Source organism: Pseudomonas sp. NPDC047961 (assembly GCF_050272435.1).
Classification (GTDB): Bacteria; Pseudomonadota; Gammaproteobacteria; order Pseudomonadales; family Pseudomonadaceae; genus Stutzerimonas.
Genome location: NZ_JBNNMD010000002.1, coordinates 565,981 through 580,804, shown reverse-complemented (window position 1 = coordinate 580,804; position 14,824 = coordinate 565,981). Strand labels below are relative to the sequence as shown.

The window sequence follows — 14,824 nt, the reverse complement described above, 5'->3', positions numbered from 1 at the left end:
ATCAGTGCAACCCGTGATCACCATCGAGCACCTCACCAAGACCTACGCGTCGGGGCATCCAGCGCTCAAGCAGATCGATCTGGAGATCCACAAGGGCGAGATCTTTGCCCTGCTCGGGCCCAACGGGGCGGGCAAAACCACGCTGATCAGCATCATCTGCGGGATCGTCAATCCCGGTAGCGGTCGAGTTCGGGTCGATGGCTTCGACATCATCGATGACTACCGCGCCGCACGTTCCAAGATCGGCCTGGTGCCGCAGGAGCTCTTCAATGAAGGCTTCGAGAGTGTCTGGGCGACGGTGCGCTTTTCCCGCGGACTGTTCGGCAAGGCTCCGGATGACGCCTACCTGGAGCAATTGCTGCGCGACCTGTCACTTTGGGACAAGAAGAGCGCGCGCATCATCGAGCTGTCCGGCGGCATGAAGCGCCGCGTGATGATTGCCAAGGCGCTGTCCCACGAACCGACCATCCTGTTTCTCGACGAACCCACGGCCGGCGTTGACGTCGAGCTGCGCCGCGATATGTGGGAAATGGTCCGCCGTCTGCGTGAGCGCGGGGTAACCATCATCCTGACTACGCACTACATTGAAGAGGCCGAGGAGATGGCTGATCGCATTGGCGTGATCAGCAAGGGCGAGATCATCCTGGTCGAGGACAAGAAAGCGCTGATGCAGAAGCTTGGCACCAAGCAGCTGACCCTGCATCTGCAACGGCCGCTGGCCGAGATTCCGGCGGACCTGGCCAGCTACCCGCTCGAACTGGTCGACTCGGGCAATCAGCTGGTGTTCACCTTTGATGCCCAGCACGAGGACACCGGCATCGCCGAGCTACTCAGACGTCTCGCCGAGCACGGCATCGACTTCAAGGACCTGCAGTCGAGCCAGAGTTCGCTGGAAGAAATTTTCGTCAGCTTGGTAAAGGGCAGCCGCACATGAATTTCCATGCAATCCGTGCCATCTACCTGTTCGAGCTGGCGCGCACCTGGCGCACGCTGCTGCAGAGCATCGCCACGCCAGTCATATCCACGTCGCTGTACTTCGTGGTGTTTGGTTCGGCTATCGGCTCGCGGATGGAGGCGATGCACGGCATTCCGTACGGCGCCTTTATCATTCCCGGCCTGATCATGATGGCGCTGCTCACCGAGAGCATTTCCAATGCCTCGTTCGGCATCTACATGCCGCGCTATTCGGGGACGATTTACGAAGTGCTGTCGGCACCGGTGTCGTATCTTGAGATCGTCATCGGCTATGTCGGCGCCGCGGCAACCAAGTCCATCATTCTCGGGCTGGTGATCCTGCTGACGGCGCGATTGTTCGTCGACTACGAGATAGCCCACCCCTGGGTGATGGCGCTGTTTCTGGTGCTGACAGCGGTGACCTTCTGCCTGTTCGGTTTCATCATCGGCATCTGGGCAGACGGTTGGGAAAAGCTGCAGATCGTGCCGTCACTGATCGTCATGCCTTTGGCCTTTCTCGGCGGCAGCTTCTATTCCATCGAGATGCTTCCTCCAGTCTGGCAAAAGGTCACACTGTTCAATCCGGTGGTGTACCTCATCAGCGGCTTTCGCTGGAGCTTCTACGGGGTTTCCGACGTTAACGTCGGTATCAGCCTGGCCATGACGCTGGGCTTCCTGGCGCTGTGTCTGGTGCTGATCGGGTGGATCTTCAAGACGGGTTATCGTCTGAAGAATTGAGCCGGGCGAGGCTTCTCCATGCGCTGGCCATCTCGTAGGGAGGGCCGGGCGGCGTTCCGCTTCAATCCACCGCGTCGCTGGCAGGTCCGTGGTGGTGGGCTGAAGCCCACCCTACGGTTTGGGGCGGGTCGAGGCCGAAGCGGTGCTGCGGGGCGTCGGCCTTGTCGGGGCGGCAGAGAACCGTCGCACCTGTAAAAAAGCCCCGTCCGGCTTTCGCTGGCGGGGCTTTTTCATGCGCTTGGCCGTCTCGTAGGGTGGGCCGGGCGGCGTTCCGCTTCAGCCCACCGAGTTGGCGACAGCTCCGCGGGGGTGGGCTAAAGCCCACCCTACGGATTGGAGGCGGGTCAGAGCCCGGCAGCGGCGCGCAGGGCGTCGGCTTTGTCGGTCTTTTCCCAGGTGAAGGCGGTGAAGGTGTCGTTACCGACCGTCATTTCAACTGGAGTACGGCCGAAGTGACCATAGGCTGCTGTGGCTTTGTACATCGGGTGCAGCAGGTCGAGCATGGTGGTGATTGCGTACGGACGCAGATCGAAATGCTCGCGGACCAGAGCGACGATCTTCTCGTCGCTGAGTTTGCTGGTGCCGAAGGTATTGATGGAGATCGACGTTGGTTGGGCCACGCCGATGGCGTAGGAAACCTGGATTTCACAGCGCTCGGCCAAGCCGGCGGCGACAATGTTCTTCGCCACGTAGCGGCCAGCGTAAGCAGCCGAACGGTCGACCTTGGACGGGTCCTTGCCGGAGAAGGCGCCGCCGCCATGACGGGCCATGCCGCCGTAGGTGTCGACGATGATCTTGCGTCCAGTCAGGCCGCAGTCGCCCACCGGGCCGCCGATGATGAACTGGCCGGTCGGGTTGATATGGAACTGGGTGTCCTTGTGCAACAGCTCGGCCGGGATCACGTGCTTGACGATCAGCTCCATCACCGCTTCCTTGAGGTCCGAATGCTTGACCTCCGGGTTGTGCTGGGTGGAGAGCACGATGGCGTCGATGCCGACCACCTTGCCGCCTTCGTAGCGGCAGGTGACCTGGCTCTTGGCGTCCGGACGCAGCCACGGCAGCAGGCCGTTCTTGCGCGCTTCAGCCTGGCGCTCGACCAGTGCGTGGGAGAAGCGGATCGGAGCCGGCATCAGCACGTCGGTTTCGTTGCTGGCGTAGCCGAACATCAGGCCCTGATCGCCGGCGCCCTGGTCTTCCGGCTTGCTGCGGTCGACGCCTTGGGCGATGTCCACCGACTGCTTGCCGATGATGTTGATGATGCCGCAGGTGGCACCATCGAAGCCGACTTCCGAGCTGTTGTAGCCGATGTCGATGATGACGTCGCGTACCAGCTGCTCAAGGTCGACCCAGGCGCTGGTGGTGACTTCGCCAGCGACGATCGCAACGCCGGTCTTGACCAGCGTCTCACAGGCCACGCGGGCATGCTTGTCCTCGGCGATGATGGCGTCCAGCACCGCATCGGAAATCTGGTCGGCAATCTTGTCCGGGTGCCCTTCGGACACGGACTCGGAGGTGAAAATCGAATATTCGCTCATCTATCGGTTCCTAATTACCGGTGGGTGAGTCGGCTGTCAGGGGCGAGCCGGGAAAAGTACCGGGTCTGGATCTGAAAACCGTTCTTCAAGCCAATGTAGAGGCTCTCGCCGGGCGTGAGCCCCGCGGCATCGGCCCAACGGGCCAGATCATCCTGTTCGAAGCCCAACCAGAGGTCGCCGCAGGCCTCCCTGGCCCAACTCTGGTTGTGGCTGCACAGCTCGGTGATCAGCAGGCTACCGCCCATGTTCACCAGCCGTGCAAGTTGCTTGAGTGCTTCACCCGGCGCGGCCAGATGATGCAAAACCATGTTCAGCACAACGCAGTCGGCTGACGGACATTCGTCCTGCAACGCGTCGGCAAGCTTCAACTCGACATTTTCCAGCGCATCCCGCTCGCAACGTGAGCGAGCCAGCTCGAGCATCGCCGCACTGTTGTCCACCGCGAGCACTCGAGCGAACCGATGTGCCAGTTCGGGCAGAAAGCTACCGTCGCCGGGGCCTACTTCAAGTGCTGTTGCCTGGGCTGGAAGATTCAGCGCATCGAGCAATGCGACCACGCTGTCGCGGTACTGCGGGAAGCCGGCGATCATGTCCTGCCGCGCCTGGAAGCTACCGGCCATCCTTGCGAAGAAGTCTTCACTGGCGGCACTGCGCTGGGCATGCACCGCGGCAATGCGCGCCTGCACATCGAGCGGCAGGCTCAGCTGATCCACCTCTTCGAGCAGGGCTGCATGCAGCCTGCCGCCAAGGTTGTCGCTCTGGGGCAGGGCGCGGCGATAGAAGATCGCATTGCCTTCTCGGCGCGTCGCCAGCAGGCCGGCCTGGGTCAGTACCTTGAGGTGATGGCTGATGCCGGATTGTCCGGTGGCAAAAATCTGCGCCAGCTCGAGCACGCCGAACGAGTCGCTGGCCAGTGCGCGCAGTACGTTCAGCCGCAGCGAATCGCCGCCGGCTTTGCACAGGGCGGCGAGCTGATCGCTGTCGTCGAAAGATATCTGGGGAATGCGCAGGCTCATAGGCAGCGCAGTCTAGTCGGTCGATTTTCGTCCAGCAATGCCAATATCAAAAAGTTTTGATATTGGACAAGCGACGCCTTAGCTGATCAGGCTGTTGACGCCCATGCCGCAGGACACCAGACCCAGCGCCAGTAGAAAGAAATTGGGCAGCAGATCGAGTAGCCCCTGCAGGCGGTCATTGCTCGACAACTGGCGTGACACCAGGCTGTAGGTGATCAAAATCGAAACATCGACTAGTGCCCAAATGGCGATCAGCGCCAGAGCCTGCGGCGCGAAGGGTTGGGCCGGCAGAATGAAGCCTGGCAGAAAAGCGAGGAAGAACAGGATGTCCTTGGGGTTGGACAGTCCGACCGCCATGGCCCGCCAGAAGTAATGCGATTGCGGGCGCGGCAGCTCCTTAGCTTCTCCACCGCCCCCGCCGCAGAGGCCGTCGGCACCGAGCCAGATCAGGTAGAGCCCGCCGAGCACCTGGCCCCATTCGAGAATCACCGGTTTCAGGTCCAGGGCCAGGTAGATCACCATCAGCGCAGCGATCAACAGCATTTGCGCCGATAGCACTCCGCCGAGAATGGTCCATGCCGGCCAGCTGCGTCGGGCGTCAGCGACAACCAGCGCGACGACCGGGCCAGGGGAGGCGATCAGCAAGGCGACCGCGGCGGCAAAGGCGAGATAGGTGGCGTTCATAGCTCGGTTACCAGTTCGAAGATGCGCGATTGCTTGCCCAGCTTTTCGGTATAGAAGCGCAGGTTGCAGCTGGCGAAGGTGCGCTGCATCCAGCGATCGCTGCCATCGAAACGGGCGGTGAAGGGGCTGCGTGCGTGTGCCGTGCGGCGGTTGTCGATAATCAGCAGATCGCCGCGCGTGAGGCGCACTGGCTCGACCGCTTCCCAGGCAACGGCGCGCAGTCGGTCCAGCGCGCGCTGAGCCCGATCGCTGTAGGCGACCATGAATTGCGGATCGAAGCGCAGAAAGGGGGCGTCAGGGTCGCCGTACAGCACAGTCTGATGCTTGTTGATATCGATGCGCTGGTTCTTTTCGCTGTGGCCGTAGTCGGACAGAAAGTTGTAGGGCTCGTTGAGAAAGAACACCTGGTCTTCGTAGGAAAGTCGCTCGAGGATGCGCTCGGCCGACGCGATGTAGGTGACGGCCTCGGCAGCCGGATCCTGACGCAGGCAGAGGAGCAGCAGGTAGTCCGGCTGGATGGCGTGGAAGGCATTTTCGGTGTGAAGGTCGAGTTCGGTGTCGAAGCTGTCCGAGGTCGCGGCACGGGACTGCGTCTGCTGCGGGAAGAAGTTGTTGACGATGCAACCGCCCGATTCCTGCACGTAGCCGATCGGCTCTCCCAGCAACGCCGTGGCCTGCAAGAGCAGGCGCTCGCTGCGGTCGTCGATCTTGTTAAGGTCGGTGCGTGAGGCGGGCGTCGGCGGGATTTGGCCGATTTCCGTGTCTTCCAACAGGACAAAACCCTTGGCGTTGCCGAACAGCTTGAAATCGAGGATGTCCGCTATCTGCGCCTGACTGAGCCCCCCGTGACGAATACTGGCAGACAAAAGTTGATCGAACTCGCGAGTGGGCATGTCATCCTTCCCTAGCGTTATACAAGGCAGAGGCCTCTTATTGAGTCGATGCCAGCGCACGGCTGGCCCGATTGCCGGCGAGTATTGGTGGGCCCTGGAGGGTTGCAAAATGGAAAAAACGGCCATCTCCGATGAGTTTTACTCATGCCGGAGACTGGTGGCATGACGTTGCGCATGCCGCCGCTTTATGCGCTGCGTGCCTTTGAGGTCGCGGCACGCTTCGGGTCATTTACACAGGCCGCTGAAAGCCTGTGCATCACCCAGAGTGCTGTCAGTCGGCACGTGAAGACGCTGGAAGAAAGCCTCGGCTGCTCTCTTTTCGAGCGTCGCGGTTCGCGATTGGCGCTGACCGACACCGGACGGCTGCTGGCGCAGGAACTCAAGGTCGGCTTCCGTACCATCGAAAACGCCTGCATCGCCATCAACCGCCAGCAGGACGCGCTCCGGCTGAAAGCCCCTTCCACCCTGACCATGCGTTGGCTGCTCGGTGCGCTGGAGAATTTCCAACTCACCCATCCGCAGGATCGCGTGCAACTGACCAGTGCCTGGATGGACCTCGATTCGGTGGACTTCCACAACGAACCCTTCGATTGCGCCATCCTGCTGGGGCATGGCGGGTTTCCGGCAGACTGGAACCGGATCAAGTTGTTCGATGAATGGCTGGTGCCGGTGTGTTCGCCGGACTATCAGGGGGGATCACCCTGGACGGCTGCACGCCTCGCTGATGCAGAGCTGATTCACCCGTCGCGCGACTGCCGAGACTGGCGCCGCTGGCTGCAACGGGTCGGTTGGGTCGAGGCTGTCGCCTGGCAGCAGGGCAAGCTGTTCGACACGCTGGAGCTGGGGATTTCCGCAGCAGCACAGGGGCATGGCATCTCAATCGGCGATCTGGCCCTGGTCGACGCCGAGTTGCGCAAAGGCTCGCTGATGCTGCCGTTCGACCAGGCAGTGCGCTCCGGCGACAGCTATTACCTGGTCTGGCCGGCAGCGGGAGAGCCGCCCCTGACGCTGACGCGCATGAAGGACTATTTGCTGCAACATTTGCCGGACATCGGCAGCTGTGGCGTCAGGCTGCTCGACTAATTAGAGGGCATTGGCGGCCCCGCGGCGCTTATTCAGTCATTGCCCCGCCACCCGCGGTAGGGGAAAATGGCCGCCTTTTTCCGCCCCCTTCGTTTCAGAAGCTACCCCGCAGGAGATTCAGCGATGCCCAGCCGTCGTGAGCGAGCCAATGCCATCCGCGCCCTCAGCATGGATGCCGTGCAGAAAGCCAACAGCGGCCACCCGGGTGCCCCCATGGGCATGGCGGACATCGCCGAGGTTCTCTGGCGCGATCATCTGAAGCACAGCCCGACCAACCCTCTGTGGGCCGACCGCGACCGTTTCGTGTTGTCCAACGGCCACGGCTCGATGCTGATCTACTCGTTGCTGCACCTGACCGGTTACGACCTGTCCATCGACGACCTGAAGAGCTTCCGGCAATTGCACAGCAAAACCCCGGGCCATCCCGAGTTCGGCTACACCGCCGGCGTTGAGACCACCACCGGTCCGCTGGGTCAGGGCCTAGCCAACGCCGTGGGCTTCGCCTTGGCGGAGAAGGTTATGGCCGCACAGTTCAATCGTCCCGGCCACGACATCGTCGACCACCATACCTATGTGTTCATGGGCGACGGCTGCCTGATGGAAGGGATTTCCCACGAAGTCTGCTCCCTGGCCGGCACCCTGGCGCTGAACAAGCTGATCGCTTTCTACGATGACAACGGCATCTCCATTGATGGCGAAGTGCATGGCTGGTTCACCGATGACACGCCGCGCCGCTTCGAGTCCTACGGCTGGCAGGTCATTCGTAACGTCAATGGCCATGACGCCGACGAAATTCAGATCGCCCTCGATACCGCGCGCAAGAGCGACCGCCCGACGTTGATCTGCTGCAAGACCATCATCGGCTTCGGCTCGCCGAACAAGCAGGGCAAGGAAGAATCCCATGGCGCCGCGCTTGGCGACGCCGAGATCGCCCTGACCCGCGAGGCGTTGGGCTGGAAGCACGGCCCGTTCGAAATCCCCGCTGACATCTACGCCGAGTGGGATGCCAAGCAGAAGGGCGCGGACGCCGAGAACGAATGGAACAAACGCTTCGCTGCCTACGAAACCGAGTTCCCGGCCATGGCCGCCGAGTTCAAGCGCCGCATGGCCGGCGAGCTGCCGGAAGACTTCGCTGAGAAAGCTTCGGCATTCATTCGCGAAGTTGCCACCAAGGGCGAAACCATTGCCAGCCGCAAGGCCAGCCAGAACTGCCTGAACGCTTTCGGCCCGCTGCTGCCGGAACTGCTTGGTGGCTCGGCGGATCTGGCCGGCTCCAACCTGACGCTGTGGAAGGGCTGCAAGCCGGTGGTCGCCGAGGATGCCTCGGGCAACTATATGTACTACGGCGTGCGCGAGTTCGGCATGAGCGCCATTATGAACGGCATCGCCCTTCACGGCGGCCTGATTCCCTACGGCGCGACCTTCCTGATGTTCATGGAGTACGCGCGCAACGCAGTGCGCATGTCGGCGCTGATGAAGCAGCGTGTGCTCTACGTCTTCACGCATGACTCCATTGGCCTTGGCGAAGACGGCCCGACTCACCAGCCGATCGAGCAGCTCACCAGCCTGCGCACCACGCCGAACCTGGATACCTGGCGTCCGGCCGACACAGTCGAGTCCGCTGTCGCCTGGAAGCATGCGGTCGAACGCAAGGACGGCCCGAGCGCGCTGATCTTCTCGCGCCAGAACCTGCCGTATCACATCCGCGACAACGAAACCGAGGCGTCCATTGCCAAGGGTGGTTACATCCTCAAGAACTGCGTCGGCGAGCCTGAGCTGATCCTCATTTCCACCGGTTCGGAAGTTGGGTTAGCCGTTCAGGCCTACGACAAGCTGACTGAGCAGGGCCGCAACGTGCGTGTCGTCTCGATGCCGTGCACCAGCGTCTTCGATGCCCAGGATGCGTCCTGGAAGCAGCACGTGCTGCCGGTCGAAGTGGGTGCGCGTATCGCCATCGAGGCGGCGCATGCCGACTACTGGTACAAGTACGTCGGCCTCGACGGCCGCATCATCGGCATGACCACCTACGGCGAGTCGGCCCCGGCTGGTCAGCTGTTCGAGGAGTTCGGCTTTACGGTCGACAACATCCTTGCGGTGGCTGAAGAGCTGCTGGAAGACTGATAGCTAAGCTGCGAGCTGGAGCCTGAGTAAGGGGCTTCCAGCTCAGGTTTGCGAGATCACAGCAGCTGAGAAGTGGCGGCTCAACATCGGAGTGGCGGCGGCACGAGCCACATCGAGTGTCTGGCTTCCAGCTTCCAGCTCGCATAAGGCGAGCCGCGAATGCCCCGAAATGTCCCCTACCGCATTGCCCTCAACGGCTACGGTCGCATTGGTCGCTGCGTGTTGCGAGCCTTCTACGAGCGCAACGCGGCCTTCGATTTCGAGATCGTCGCCCTCAACGACCTCGCCGACATGGCCAGTCTTGAATACCTCACCCGTTTCGACTCTACCCATGGCCGCTTTCCCGGCGACGTGGCGGTGGAAGGCGATTGTCTGCATCTGAACGGCCACTGCGTAAAGGTCTTGCGCGAGTCGACGCCTGAAGCGGTCGATTGGCGCGATCTGGGCGTGGACCTGGTGCTCGAGTGTTCCGGTGCCTACAACACGCGTGCCGGCGGGGAGCGCTTTCTCGCGGCTGGTGTTCCACGCGTGTTGTTTTCGCAACCCATGAGCGGGGCCGCTGACGTTGATGCGACGGTGGTCATGGGCATCAACCATGAGCAGCTGACGGGAGCCGAACGACTGGTCTCCAACGCGTCCTGCACTACCAACTGCGGCGTACCGCTGCTCAAGCTGCTCAACGATGCCATCGGGCTCGATTACGTCTCGATCACCACGATTCACTCGGCGATGAACGATCAGCCGGTCATCGACGCCTATCACCACGATGATCTGCGCCGCACGCGGTCGGCTTTCCAGTCGGTGATCCCTGTGTCGACCGGTCTGGCAAAAGGCATCGAACGCCTGCTGCCGGAACTCTCGGGGCGGATTCAGGCCAAAGCCGTGCGGGTGCCGACGGTGAACGTGTCATGTCTGGATATCACCGTGCAGACCTCCCGCGATACGGATGCGCCGACGATCAATCGGATTCTGCGGGAAGCCGCGCTATCCGGCCCGTTGAAAGGCCTGCTCGCATATACCGAGCTGCCCCACGCCAGCTGTGATTTCAACCACGACCCGCATTCTGCGATCGTCGATGGCAGCCTGACGCGCGCCTCCGGGCCGCGGCTAGTGAACCTGCTGGCCTGGTTCGACAACGAGTGGGGTTTCGCCAACCGCATGCTCGACGTGGCCGATCATTATTTGCGCGTCGCCCACCGCGCCTAACCGTCACTGTCTGGCGGGCTTTACCTGGCCGGCCGCAGCTTACAAATATCGCCGTTCTTGAACTTAAGGAAGATCACATGACCGTTTTGAAGATGACCGACCTCGACCTCCAGGGTAAGCGCGTGCTGATCCGTGAGGATCTCAACGTGCCGGTGAAGGATGGCGCGGTTAAAAGCGATGCGCGCATCCTCGCTTCGCTGCCAACCATCAAGCTGGCACTGGAAAAGGGCGCAGCGGTGATGGTCTGCTCACACCTGGGCCGTCCGGAAGAGGGCGTCTACAGCGAGGAAGACAGCCTCAAGCCGGTCGCTGATTACCTGAGCAAGGCGCTCGATCGCGAGGTCCCGCTGGTCAAGGATTACCTGAGCGGCGTCCAGGTGCAGGCGGGTGAGCTGGTGCTGCTGGAGAACGTGCGTTTCAACAAGGGTGAAAAGAAGAACACCGACGAGCTGGCGCAGCAGTACGCGGCGCTGTGCGATGTGTTCGTCATGGACGCCTTCGGCACTGCGCACCGCGCCCAGGGTTCGACCCACGGCGTGGCCAAATTCGCCAAGGTGGCCTGTGCCGGCCCGCTGCTCGCAGCCGAGCTGGATGCCCTGGGCAAAGCGCTGAAGAGCCCCGCTCAGCCGATGGCAGCCATCGTCGCCGGCTCCAAAGTCTCCACCAAGCTGGACGTGCTCAACAGCCTGAGCCAGGTCTGCAACCAGCTGATCGTCGGCGGTGGTATCGCTAACACCTTCCTCGCTGCGGCCGGCTTCCCGGTGGGCAAGTCGTTGTACGAAGCCGATCTGGTCGACACCGCCAAGGCCATCGCCGCCAAGGTCAGCGTGCCGCTGCCGGTCGACGTGGTCGTGGCCAAGGCTTTCGCTGAAGATGCTGAAGCCACCGTCAAGGCTGTCGCGGACGTCGCCGAAGACGACATGATTCTGGACATCGGCCCGCAGACCGCAGCCAACTTCGCCGAACTGCTGAAGTCGTCAAAGACCATCCTGTGGAACGGCCCGGTCGGCGTGTTCGAGTTCGATCAGTTCGGCAACGGCACCAAGGTGCTGGCTCAGGCCATCGCGCAAAGCCCGGCATTCTCTATCGCTGGCGGCGGCGACACGCTGGCGGCTATCGATAAGTATGGCGTGAGCGAAAAGATTTCCTACATTTCTACCGGCGGCGGTGCTTTCCTCGAGTTCGTTGAAGGTAAGGTTCTGCCTGCTGTGGAAGTGCTGGAGCAGCGCGCAAAGTAAACGGCTGATGGCCTTTTGTCGTTACAAGCGTAACGGCAAAGGCAACCCCTGCGACTGGTTGCTGTCTCTGTTCTGTCCAGACGAGGAATGGAGACTCACCATGCGTTACGCCGCAATAGCTGTTTGCTGTCTTGGCCTGGCCGGTTGTGCCGGAGGTTCACCAGACTCGCTCTGTGAAGTGATCGACCCGCCACCGGTACAAAGCCCGACTGCGCAGAACGATCAGCGCATTGAGATGCAGAGCACTGGCGACCCGACGGCAGGCACCGCTGCCGACGTCCAGGACTGTTCCTGAGCCCGCTAGGAGAACCGATGAAAGGCCTGCTCATTTCGATTGCTGCATTGCTCCTTGCCGGGTGCGGCCACTGGCAATCCGGCCCGGACGCACCCTTCGTAGGCTGGAAGTGCCAGAGCACGCAGAACATTGCCTGGCGCTATGCTGATGAAAGCCGCCAGATGGTGGAGCTGAAAATCGGCGACAGTCAGCAAGTCCATAGGTTGCGCAAGGAACCCGTGACCCGTGGTGCTTTCTATAGCGATGGCGTTGTGGCCTTCCACGACAAGGGGACAGGCGCACTAGTCTATCGCCTGGCTGATGACAAGCTGCTCGCCCATGGTTGCAGTGCGTCGTTGATCAACATCTGATCGAAAAGGCGGGCAATTTCCCTGTTTTGCGGCGTTTTCGCCGGGCCTGATGGCTTTTGAGCCGTCCACCACTACAATGCCGCGCCATACCGCGCGGTGCTTGAACAGCGCCGGCCCCTGCGGCAGGCTTTACATGATTAAACGACCCTAACCGGGAGAAAGGAAAACATGGCACTCATCAGCATGCGCCAGATGCTCGACCACGCCGCCGAATTCGGCTACGGCGTGCCGGCCTTCAACGTAAACAACCTCGAGCAGATGCGAGCCATCATGGAAGCGGCCGACAAAACCGACTCCCCGGTGATCGTCCAGGCTTCGGCCGGTGCTCGTAAGTACGCTGGCGCGCCGTTTCTGCGTCACCTGATCCTCGCGGCGGTAGAAGAATTCCCGCATATCCCGGTGGTCATGCACCAGGATCACGGCACGAGCCCTGACATCTGCCAGCGCTCCATCCAGCTGGGCTTCAGCTCAGTCATGATGGACGGCTCGCTGCGTGAAGACGGCAAGACGCCGTCCGATTACGAATACAACGTCCGCGTCACTCAGCAGACCGTCGCCTTCGCCCACGCCTGTGGCGTGTCGGTAGAAGGTGAGCTGGGTTGCCTGGGCTCGCTGGAAACCGGTATGGCCGGTGAAGAAGATGGCGTCGGTGCCGAAGGCACCCTGGATCACAGCCAGCTGCTGACCGACCCGGAAGAAGCGGCTGACTTTGTCGCCAAGACCAAGGTCGATGCCCTGGCCATCGCCATCGGCACCAGCCACGGCGCCTACAAGTTCACCAAGCCGCCAACCGGTGACACCCTGTCGATCCAGCGCATCAAGGAGATCCATCAGCGCATCCCGGATACCCATCTGGTAATGCATGGCTCCTCCTCGGTCCCGCAGGAATGGCTGAAAATCATCAATGAGTACGGTGGTGACATCAAGGAAACCTACGGCGTCCCGGTCGAGGAAATCGTCGAAGGCATCAAGTACGGTGTGCGTAAGGTCAACATCGACACCGACCTGCGTCTGGCGTCCACCGGTGCGATCCGCGAATTCATGGCGAAGAACCCCAGCGAATTCGACCCACGCAAATACCTTGCGAAGACCGTAACTGCGATGCGCGACATCTGCATCGCCCGTTACGAAGCCTTCGGTACCGCCGGCAATGCATCGAAGATCAAGCCTATCTCCCTGGACGCCATGTTCGAGCGTTATGCGCGCGGCGAACTCGACCCCAAGGTCAACTGAGTCGAAGCGTTGATGACGAGCCCGCCTAGTGCGGGCTCGTTGCGTTATGAGGGGGCTAAATCAGAGGGGCGCGGTTCGGCCAATAGCTGCTGGATCTGGCTGCGCAAGGTGTCTAGCGAGAAAGGCTTGGCCAGGATCGGTGCGGAGCGCGCGATGTCGCTGCCCGATTCGTAAATTTCGATTGGGTAGCCGCTGATGAAGATGACCTTGAGGTCAGGGCGCAGCTTCAGTGCAGGTTCAGCGATCATCACCCCGGACACGCCGCCAGGAAGACGGAAGTCAGTCACCAGCAAATCAAGTTGCGGCTTTGTCGCCAGGATCTCGAAGGCCTGCGGCGCGCCTGCCGCCTCCAATACCTTATAGCCTTCGCCTGCGAGGTAATCAGACAGCAGGGCAAGAATGTGAGGTTCGTCCTCGACGAGTAGAACGACTTTATTGGGTGCTTGGCTCATCGGAGCAATTCTCGATGTGTTTCATGAACATAGTGCGGCGTAGGGGTATTAATTCACGCGAATCAGCGTTGGAGCCAGCGCCGTACAGCAAGTTCAGCGATGTGCAGCCATCCGTCAACTGCTTTGCTGTGCATTTACGCGGTTTCACATGCGTTGGCAATCGACAATCGTGCCGTTAGGCTCGCCTCTTCATCACCGGAGCTCGCTCATGCCTGACGAAAATCATCGTGCCATTTCAGAACTGACGTTGGACGATTACCGTGCCAACGCCGAAGCGTTTCGCGAGGGCACCCGAGACCACGACGTCAGCCAGAACATCGACGCCTTGCTGCGGCATATCCAGGGCGAGCCGCCGCTGCGCATTCTCGATCTTGGCTGCGGGCCCGGGCGGGACCTCAAGGCATTCACCGAGCGGGGGCATACTGCCGTTGGCGTCGATGGAGCCGAGCCCTTTGTCCTGATGGCCCGTGCCGACACCGGCTGCGAGGTGCTGCACCAGAACTTTCTGGAGCTGGATCTGCCGAGTGGAACCTTTGACGGCATCTTTGCCAATGCCGTGTTGTTTCATCTGCCCAGCAGCGAAATCACTCAAGTCTTGGCCTCGCTGCGCGAGGCGCTGCGTCCGTCCGGCGTGCTGTTTTGCTCAAATCCACGTGGCGACAATCAGGAAGGCTGGAGTGGCGCTCGCTACGGCGCCTGGTACGACTGGCCGACTTGGCAGCGCTTACTGCAGTCCGTCGGGTTCATTGAATTGGAGCATTACTACCGCCCGGCCGGGCTGCCGCGCGAGCAACAGCCGTGGCTTGCGAGCGTCTGGCGCAAGGCTTGAGCGCAAGACAGCGAACTTCGATTTTTGTTCTTCAGCAACGCAGAATGCATGCCGTAAGCGTAACCGTCATGCGTTTTGCATGTGTACAAAACGCTATTATGCGACGCAAGTCACTGAAATTACGCGGATTTTTGTGGTCGACCGGTTGGCATGATCGATGCTCTAGCTAGGTACGCTGGAACATAACCGGAGTACAC

The 14,824-nt window shown here is 61.3% G+C and carries 15 protein-coding genes; 10 read left to right on the top strand and 5 right to left on the bottom strand.

What is annotated here, in order from left to right; genetic code table 11:
• Positions 1-4 precede the first annotated feature (4 nt).
• Together ACQKIK_RS08940 and ACQKIK_RS08935 are read left to right on the top strand one after the other, a co-directional pair.
• Positions 5-934, top strand: coding sequence for an ABC transporter ATP-binding protein (locus tag ACQKIK_RS08940; protein WP_045423767.1), 930 nt, complete (start codon positions 5-7; stop codon positions 932-934).
• Positions 931-1,692 carry an ABC transporter permease gene (locus ACQKIK_RS08935; RefSeq protein WP_499135647.1) on the top strand — a complete coding sequence of 254 codons (762 nt, stop codon included), beginning with the start codon at positions 931-933 and terminating at the stop codon, positions 1,690-1,692. The genes ACQKIK_RS08940 and ACQKIK_RS08935 overlap by 4 nt, the downstream gene beginning before the upstream one ends.
• Positions 1,693-2,036: 344 nt before the next feature.
• Here ACQKIK_RS08935 and metK read toward each other — a convergent pair whose 3' ends face one another.
• From metK to ACQKIK_RS08915, 4 genes are all read right to left on the bottom strand, one after another.
• Complete coding sequence (gene metK / locus ACQKIK_RS08930; RefSeq protein WP_046161637.1) at positions 2,037-3,227, bottom strand: methionine adenosyltransferase; 1,191 nt, start codon at positions 3,225-3,227, stop codon at positions 2,037-2,039.
• A gap of 14 nt (positions 3,228-3,241) precedes the next feature.
• Entirely contained in the window at positions 3,242-4,243 is a 1,002-nt protein-coding gene (locus ACQKIK_RS08925) for an ArsR/SmtB family transcription factor (protein WP_046161638.1), read from the bottom strand.
• 78 nt (positions 4,244-4,321) lie between these two features.
• Positions 4,322-4,927, bottom strand: a complete 606-nt coding sequence (locus ACQKIK_RS08920) for a LysE family translocator (RefSeq protein WP_499135645.1) — start codon at positions 4,925-4,927, stop codon at positions 4,322-4,324.
• The gene (locus ACQKIK_RS08915; protein WP_499135643.1) at positions 4,924-5,820 is read right to left on the bottom strand and encodes a TauD/TfdA family dioxygenase; all 897 of its coding nucleotides are present in this window, start codon (positions 5,818-5,820) and stop codon (positions 4,924-4,926) included. Before ACQKIK_RS08915 ends, ACQKIK_RS08920 begins: the two co-directional genes overlap by 4 nt.
• Positions 5,821-5,982: 162 nt before the next feature.
• Here ACQKIK_RS08915 and ACQKIK_RS08910 point away from each other — a divergent pair, with 162 nt between their 5' ends.
• From ACQKIK_RS08910 to fba, 7 genes are all read left to right on the top strand, one after another.
• The gene (locus ACQKIK_RS08910; RefSeq protein ID WP_127840735.1) at positions 5,983-6,903 is read left to right on the top strand and encodes a LysR substrate-binding domain-containing protein; all 921 of its coding nucleotides are present in this window, start codon (positions 5,983-5,985) and stop codon (positions 6,901-6,903) included.
• A 123-nt stretch (positions 6,904-7,026) separates the two neighbouring features.
• A complete protein-coding gene (tkt, locus tag ACQKIK_RS08905; RefSeq protein ID WP_499135642.1) occupies positions 7,027-9,024 on the top strand; it encodes a transketolase in 1,998 nt (665 codons plus the stop codon).
• 159 nt (positions 9,025-9,183) lie between these two features.
• On the top strand, positions 9,184-10,230 hold the full coding sequence (gene epd, locus ACQKIK_RS08900; protein ID WP_045423780.1) for an erythrose-4-phosphate dehydrogenase: 1,047 nt from the start codon (positions 9,184-9,186) through the stop codon (positions 10,228-10,230).
• 77 nt (positions 10,231-10,307) lie between these two features.
• Positions 10,308-11,468 (top strand): phosphoglycerate kinase, encoded by a 1,161-nt coding sequence (locus ACQKIK_RS08895; protein WP_499135641.1) that lies wholly within the window; start codon positions 10,308-10,310, stop codon positions 11,466-11,468.
• A gap of 100 nt (positions 11,469-11,568) precedes the next feature.
• Entirely contained in the window at positions 11,569-11,763 is a 195-nt protein-coding gene (locus ACQKIK_RS08890) for a hypothetical protein (protein ID WP_045431533.1), read from the top strand.
• 17 nt (positions 11,764-11,780) lie between these two features.
• Positions 11,781-12,113, top strand: a complete 333-nt coding sequence (locus tag ACQKIK_RS08885) for an MliC family protein (protein ID WP_045423784.1) — start codon at positions 11,781-11,783, stop codon at positions 12,111-12,113.
• A 168-nt stretch (positions 12,114-12,281) separates the two neighbouring features.
• On the top strand, positions 12,282-13,346 hold the full coding sequence (fba, locus tag ACQKIK_RS08880) for a class II fructose-bisphosphate aldolase (RefSeq protein WP_045423785.1): 1,065 nt from the start codon (positions 12,282-12,284) through the stop codon (positions 13,344-13,346).
• A gap of 44 nt (positions 13,347-13,390) precedes the next feature.
• On the opposite strand, the gene ACQKIK_RS08875 is transcribed toward fba, so the two are convergent.
• Complete coding sequence (locus ACQKIK_RS08875; RefSeq protein ID WP_045423787.1) at positions 13,391-13,798, bottom strand: response regulator; 408 nt, start codon at positions 13,796-13,798, stop codon at positions 13,391-13,393.
• 208 nt (positions 13,799-14,006) lie between these two features.
• Between ACQKIK_RS08875 and ACQKIK_RS08870 the strand changes: the two genes are divergently transcribed.
• Complete coding sequence (locus ACQKIK_RS08870) at positions 14,007-14,627, top strand: class I SAM-dependent methyltransferase (protein ID WP_499135639.1); 621 nt, start codon at positions 14,007-14,009, stop codon at positions 14,625-14,627.
• The last annotated feature ends 197 nt before the right edge of the window (positions 14,628-14,824 follow it).

Excerpts from the sequence above, each read along its gene's own strand:
- ACQKIK_RS08935 (WP_499135647.1), top strand. The coding sequence starts at position 931 with ATGAATTTCCATGCAATCCGTGCCATCTACCTGTTCGAGCTGGCGCGC.
- metK (WP_046161637.1), bottom strand. The coding sequence starts at position 3,227 with ATGAGCGAATATTCGATTTTCACCTCCGAGTCCGTGTCCGAAGGGCAC.
- ACQKIK_RS08925 (WP_046161638.1), bottom strand. The coding sequence starts at position 4,243 with ATGAGCCTGCGCATTCCCCAGATATCTTTCGACGACAGCGATCAGCTC.
- ACQKIK_RS08920 (WP_499135645.1), bottom strand. The coding sequence starts at position 4,927 with ATGAACGCCACCTATCTCGCCTTTGCCGCCGCGGTCGCCTTGCTGATC.
- ACQKIK_RS08915 (WP_499135643.1), bottom strand. The coding sequence starts at position 5,820 with ATGCCCACTCGCGAGTTCGATCAACTTTTGTCTGCCAGTATTCGTCAC.
- ACQKIK_RS08910 (WP_127840735.1), top strand. The coding sequence starts at position 5,983 with ATGACGTTGCGCATGCCGCCGCTTTATGCGCTGCGTGCCTTTGAGGTC.
- tkt (WP_499135642.1), top strand. The coding sequence starts at position 7,027 with ATGCCCAGCCGTCGTGAGCGAGCCAATGCCATCCGCGCCCTCAGCATG.
- epd (WP_045423780.1), top strand. The coding sequence starts at position 9,184 with ATGCCCCGAAATGTCCCCTACCGCATTGCCCTCAACGGCTACGGTCGC.
- ACQKIK_RS08895 (WP_499135641.1), top strand. The coding sequence starts at position 10,308 with ATGACCGTTTTGAAGATGACCGACCTCGACCTCCAGGGTAAGCGCGTG.
- ACQKIK_RS08890 (WP_045431533.1), top strand. The coding sequence starts at position 11,569 with ATGCGTTACGCCGCAATAGCTGTTTGCTGTCTTGGCCTGGCCGGTTGT.
- ACQKIK_RS08885 (WP_045423784.1), top strand. The coding sequence starts at position 11,781 with ATGAAAGGCCTGCTCATTTCGATTGCTGCATTGCTCCTTGCCGGGTGC.
- fba (WP_045423785.1), top strand. The coding sequence starts at position 12,282 with ATGGCACTCATCAGCATGCGCCAGATGCTCGACCACGCCGCCGAATTC.
- ACQKIK_RS08875 (WP_045423787.1), bottom strand. The coding sequence starts at position 13,798 with ATGAGCCAAGCACCCAATAAAGTCGTTCTACTCGTCGAGGACGAACCT.
- ACQKIK_RS08870 (WP_499135639.1), top strand. The coding sequence starts at position 14,007 with ATGCCTGACGAAAATCATCGTGCCATTTCAGAACTGACGTTGGACGAT.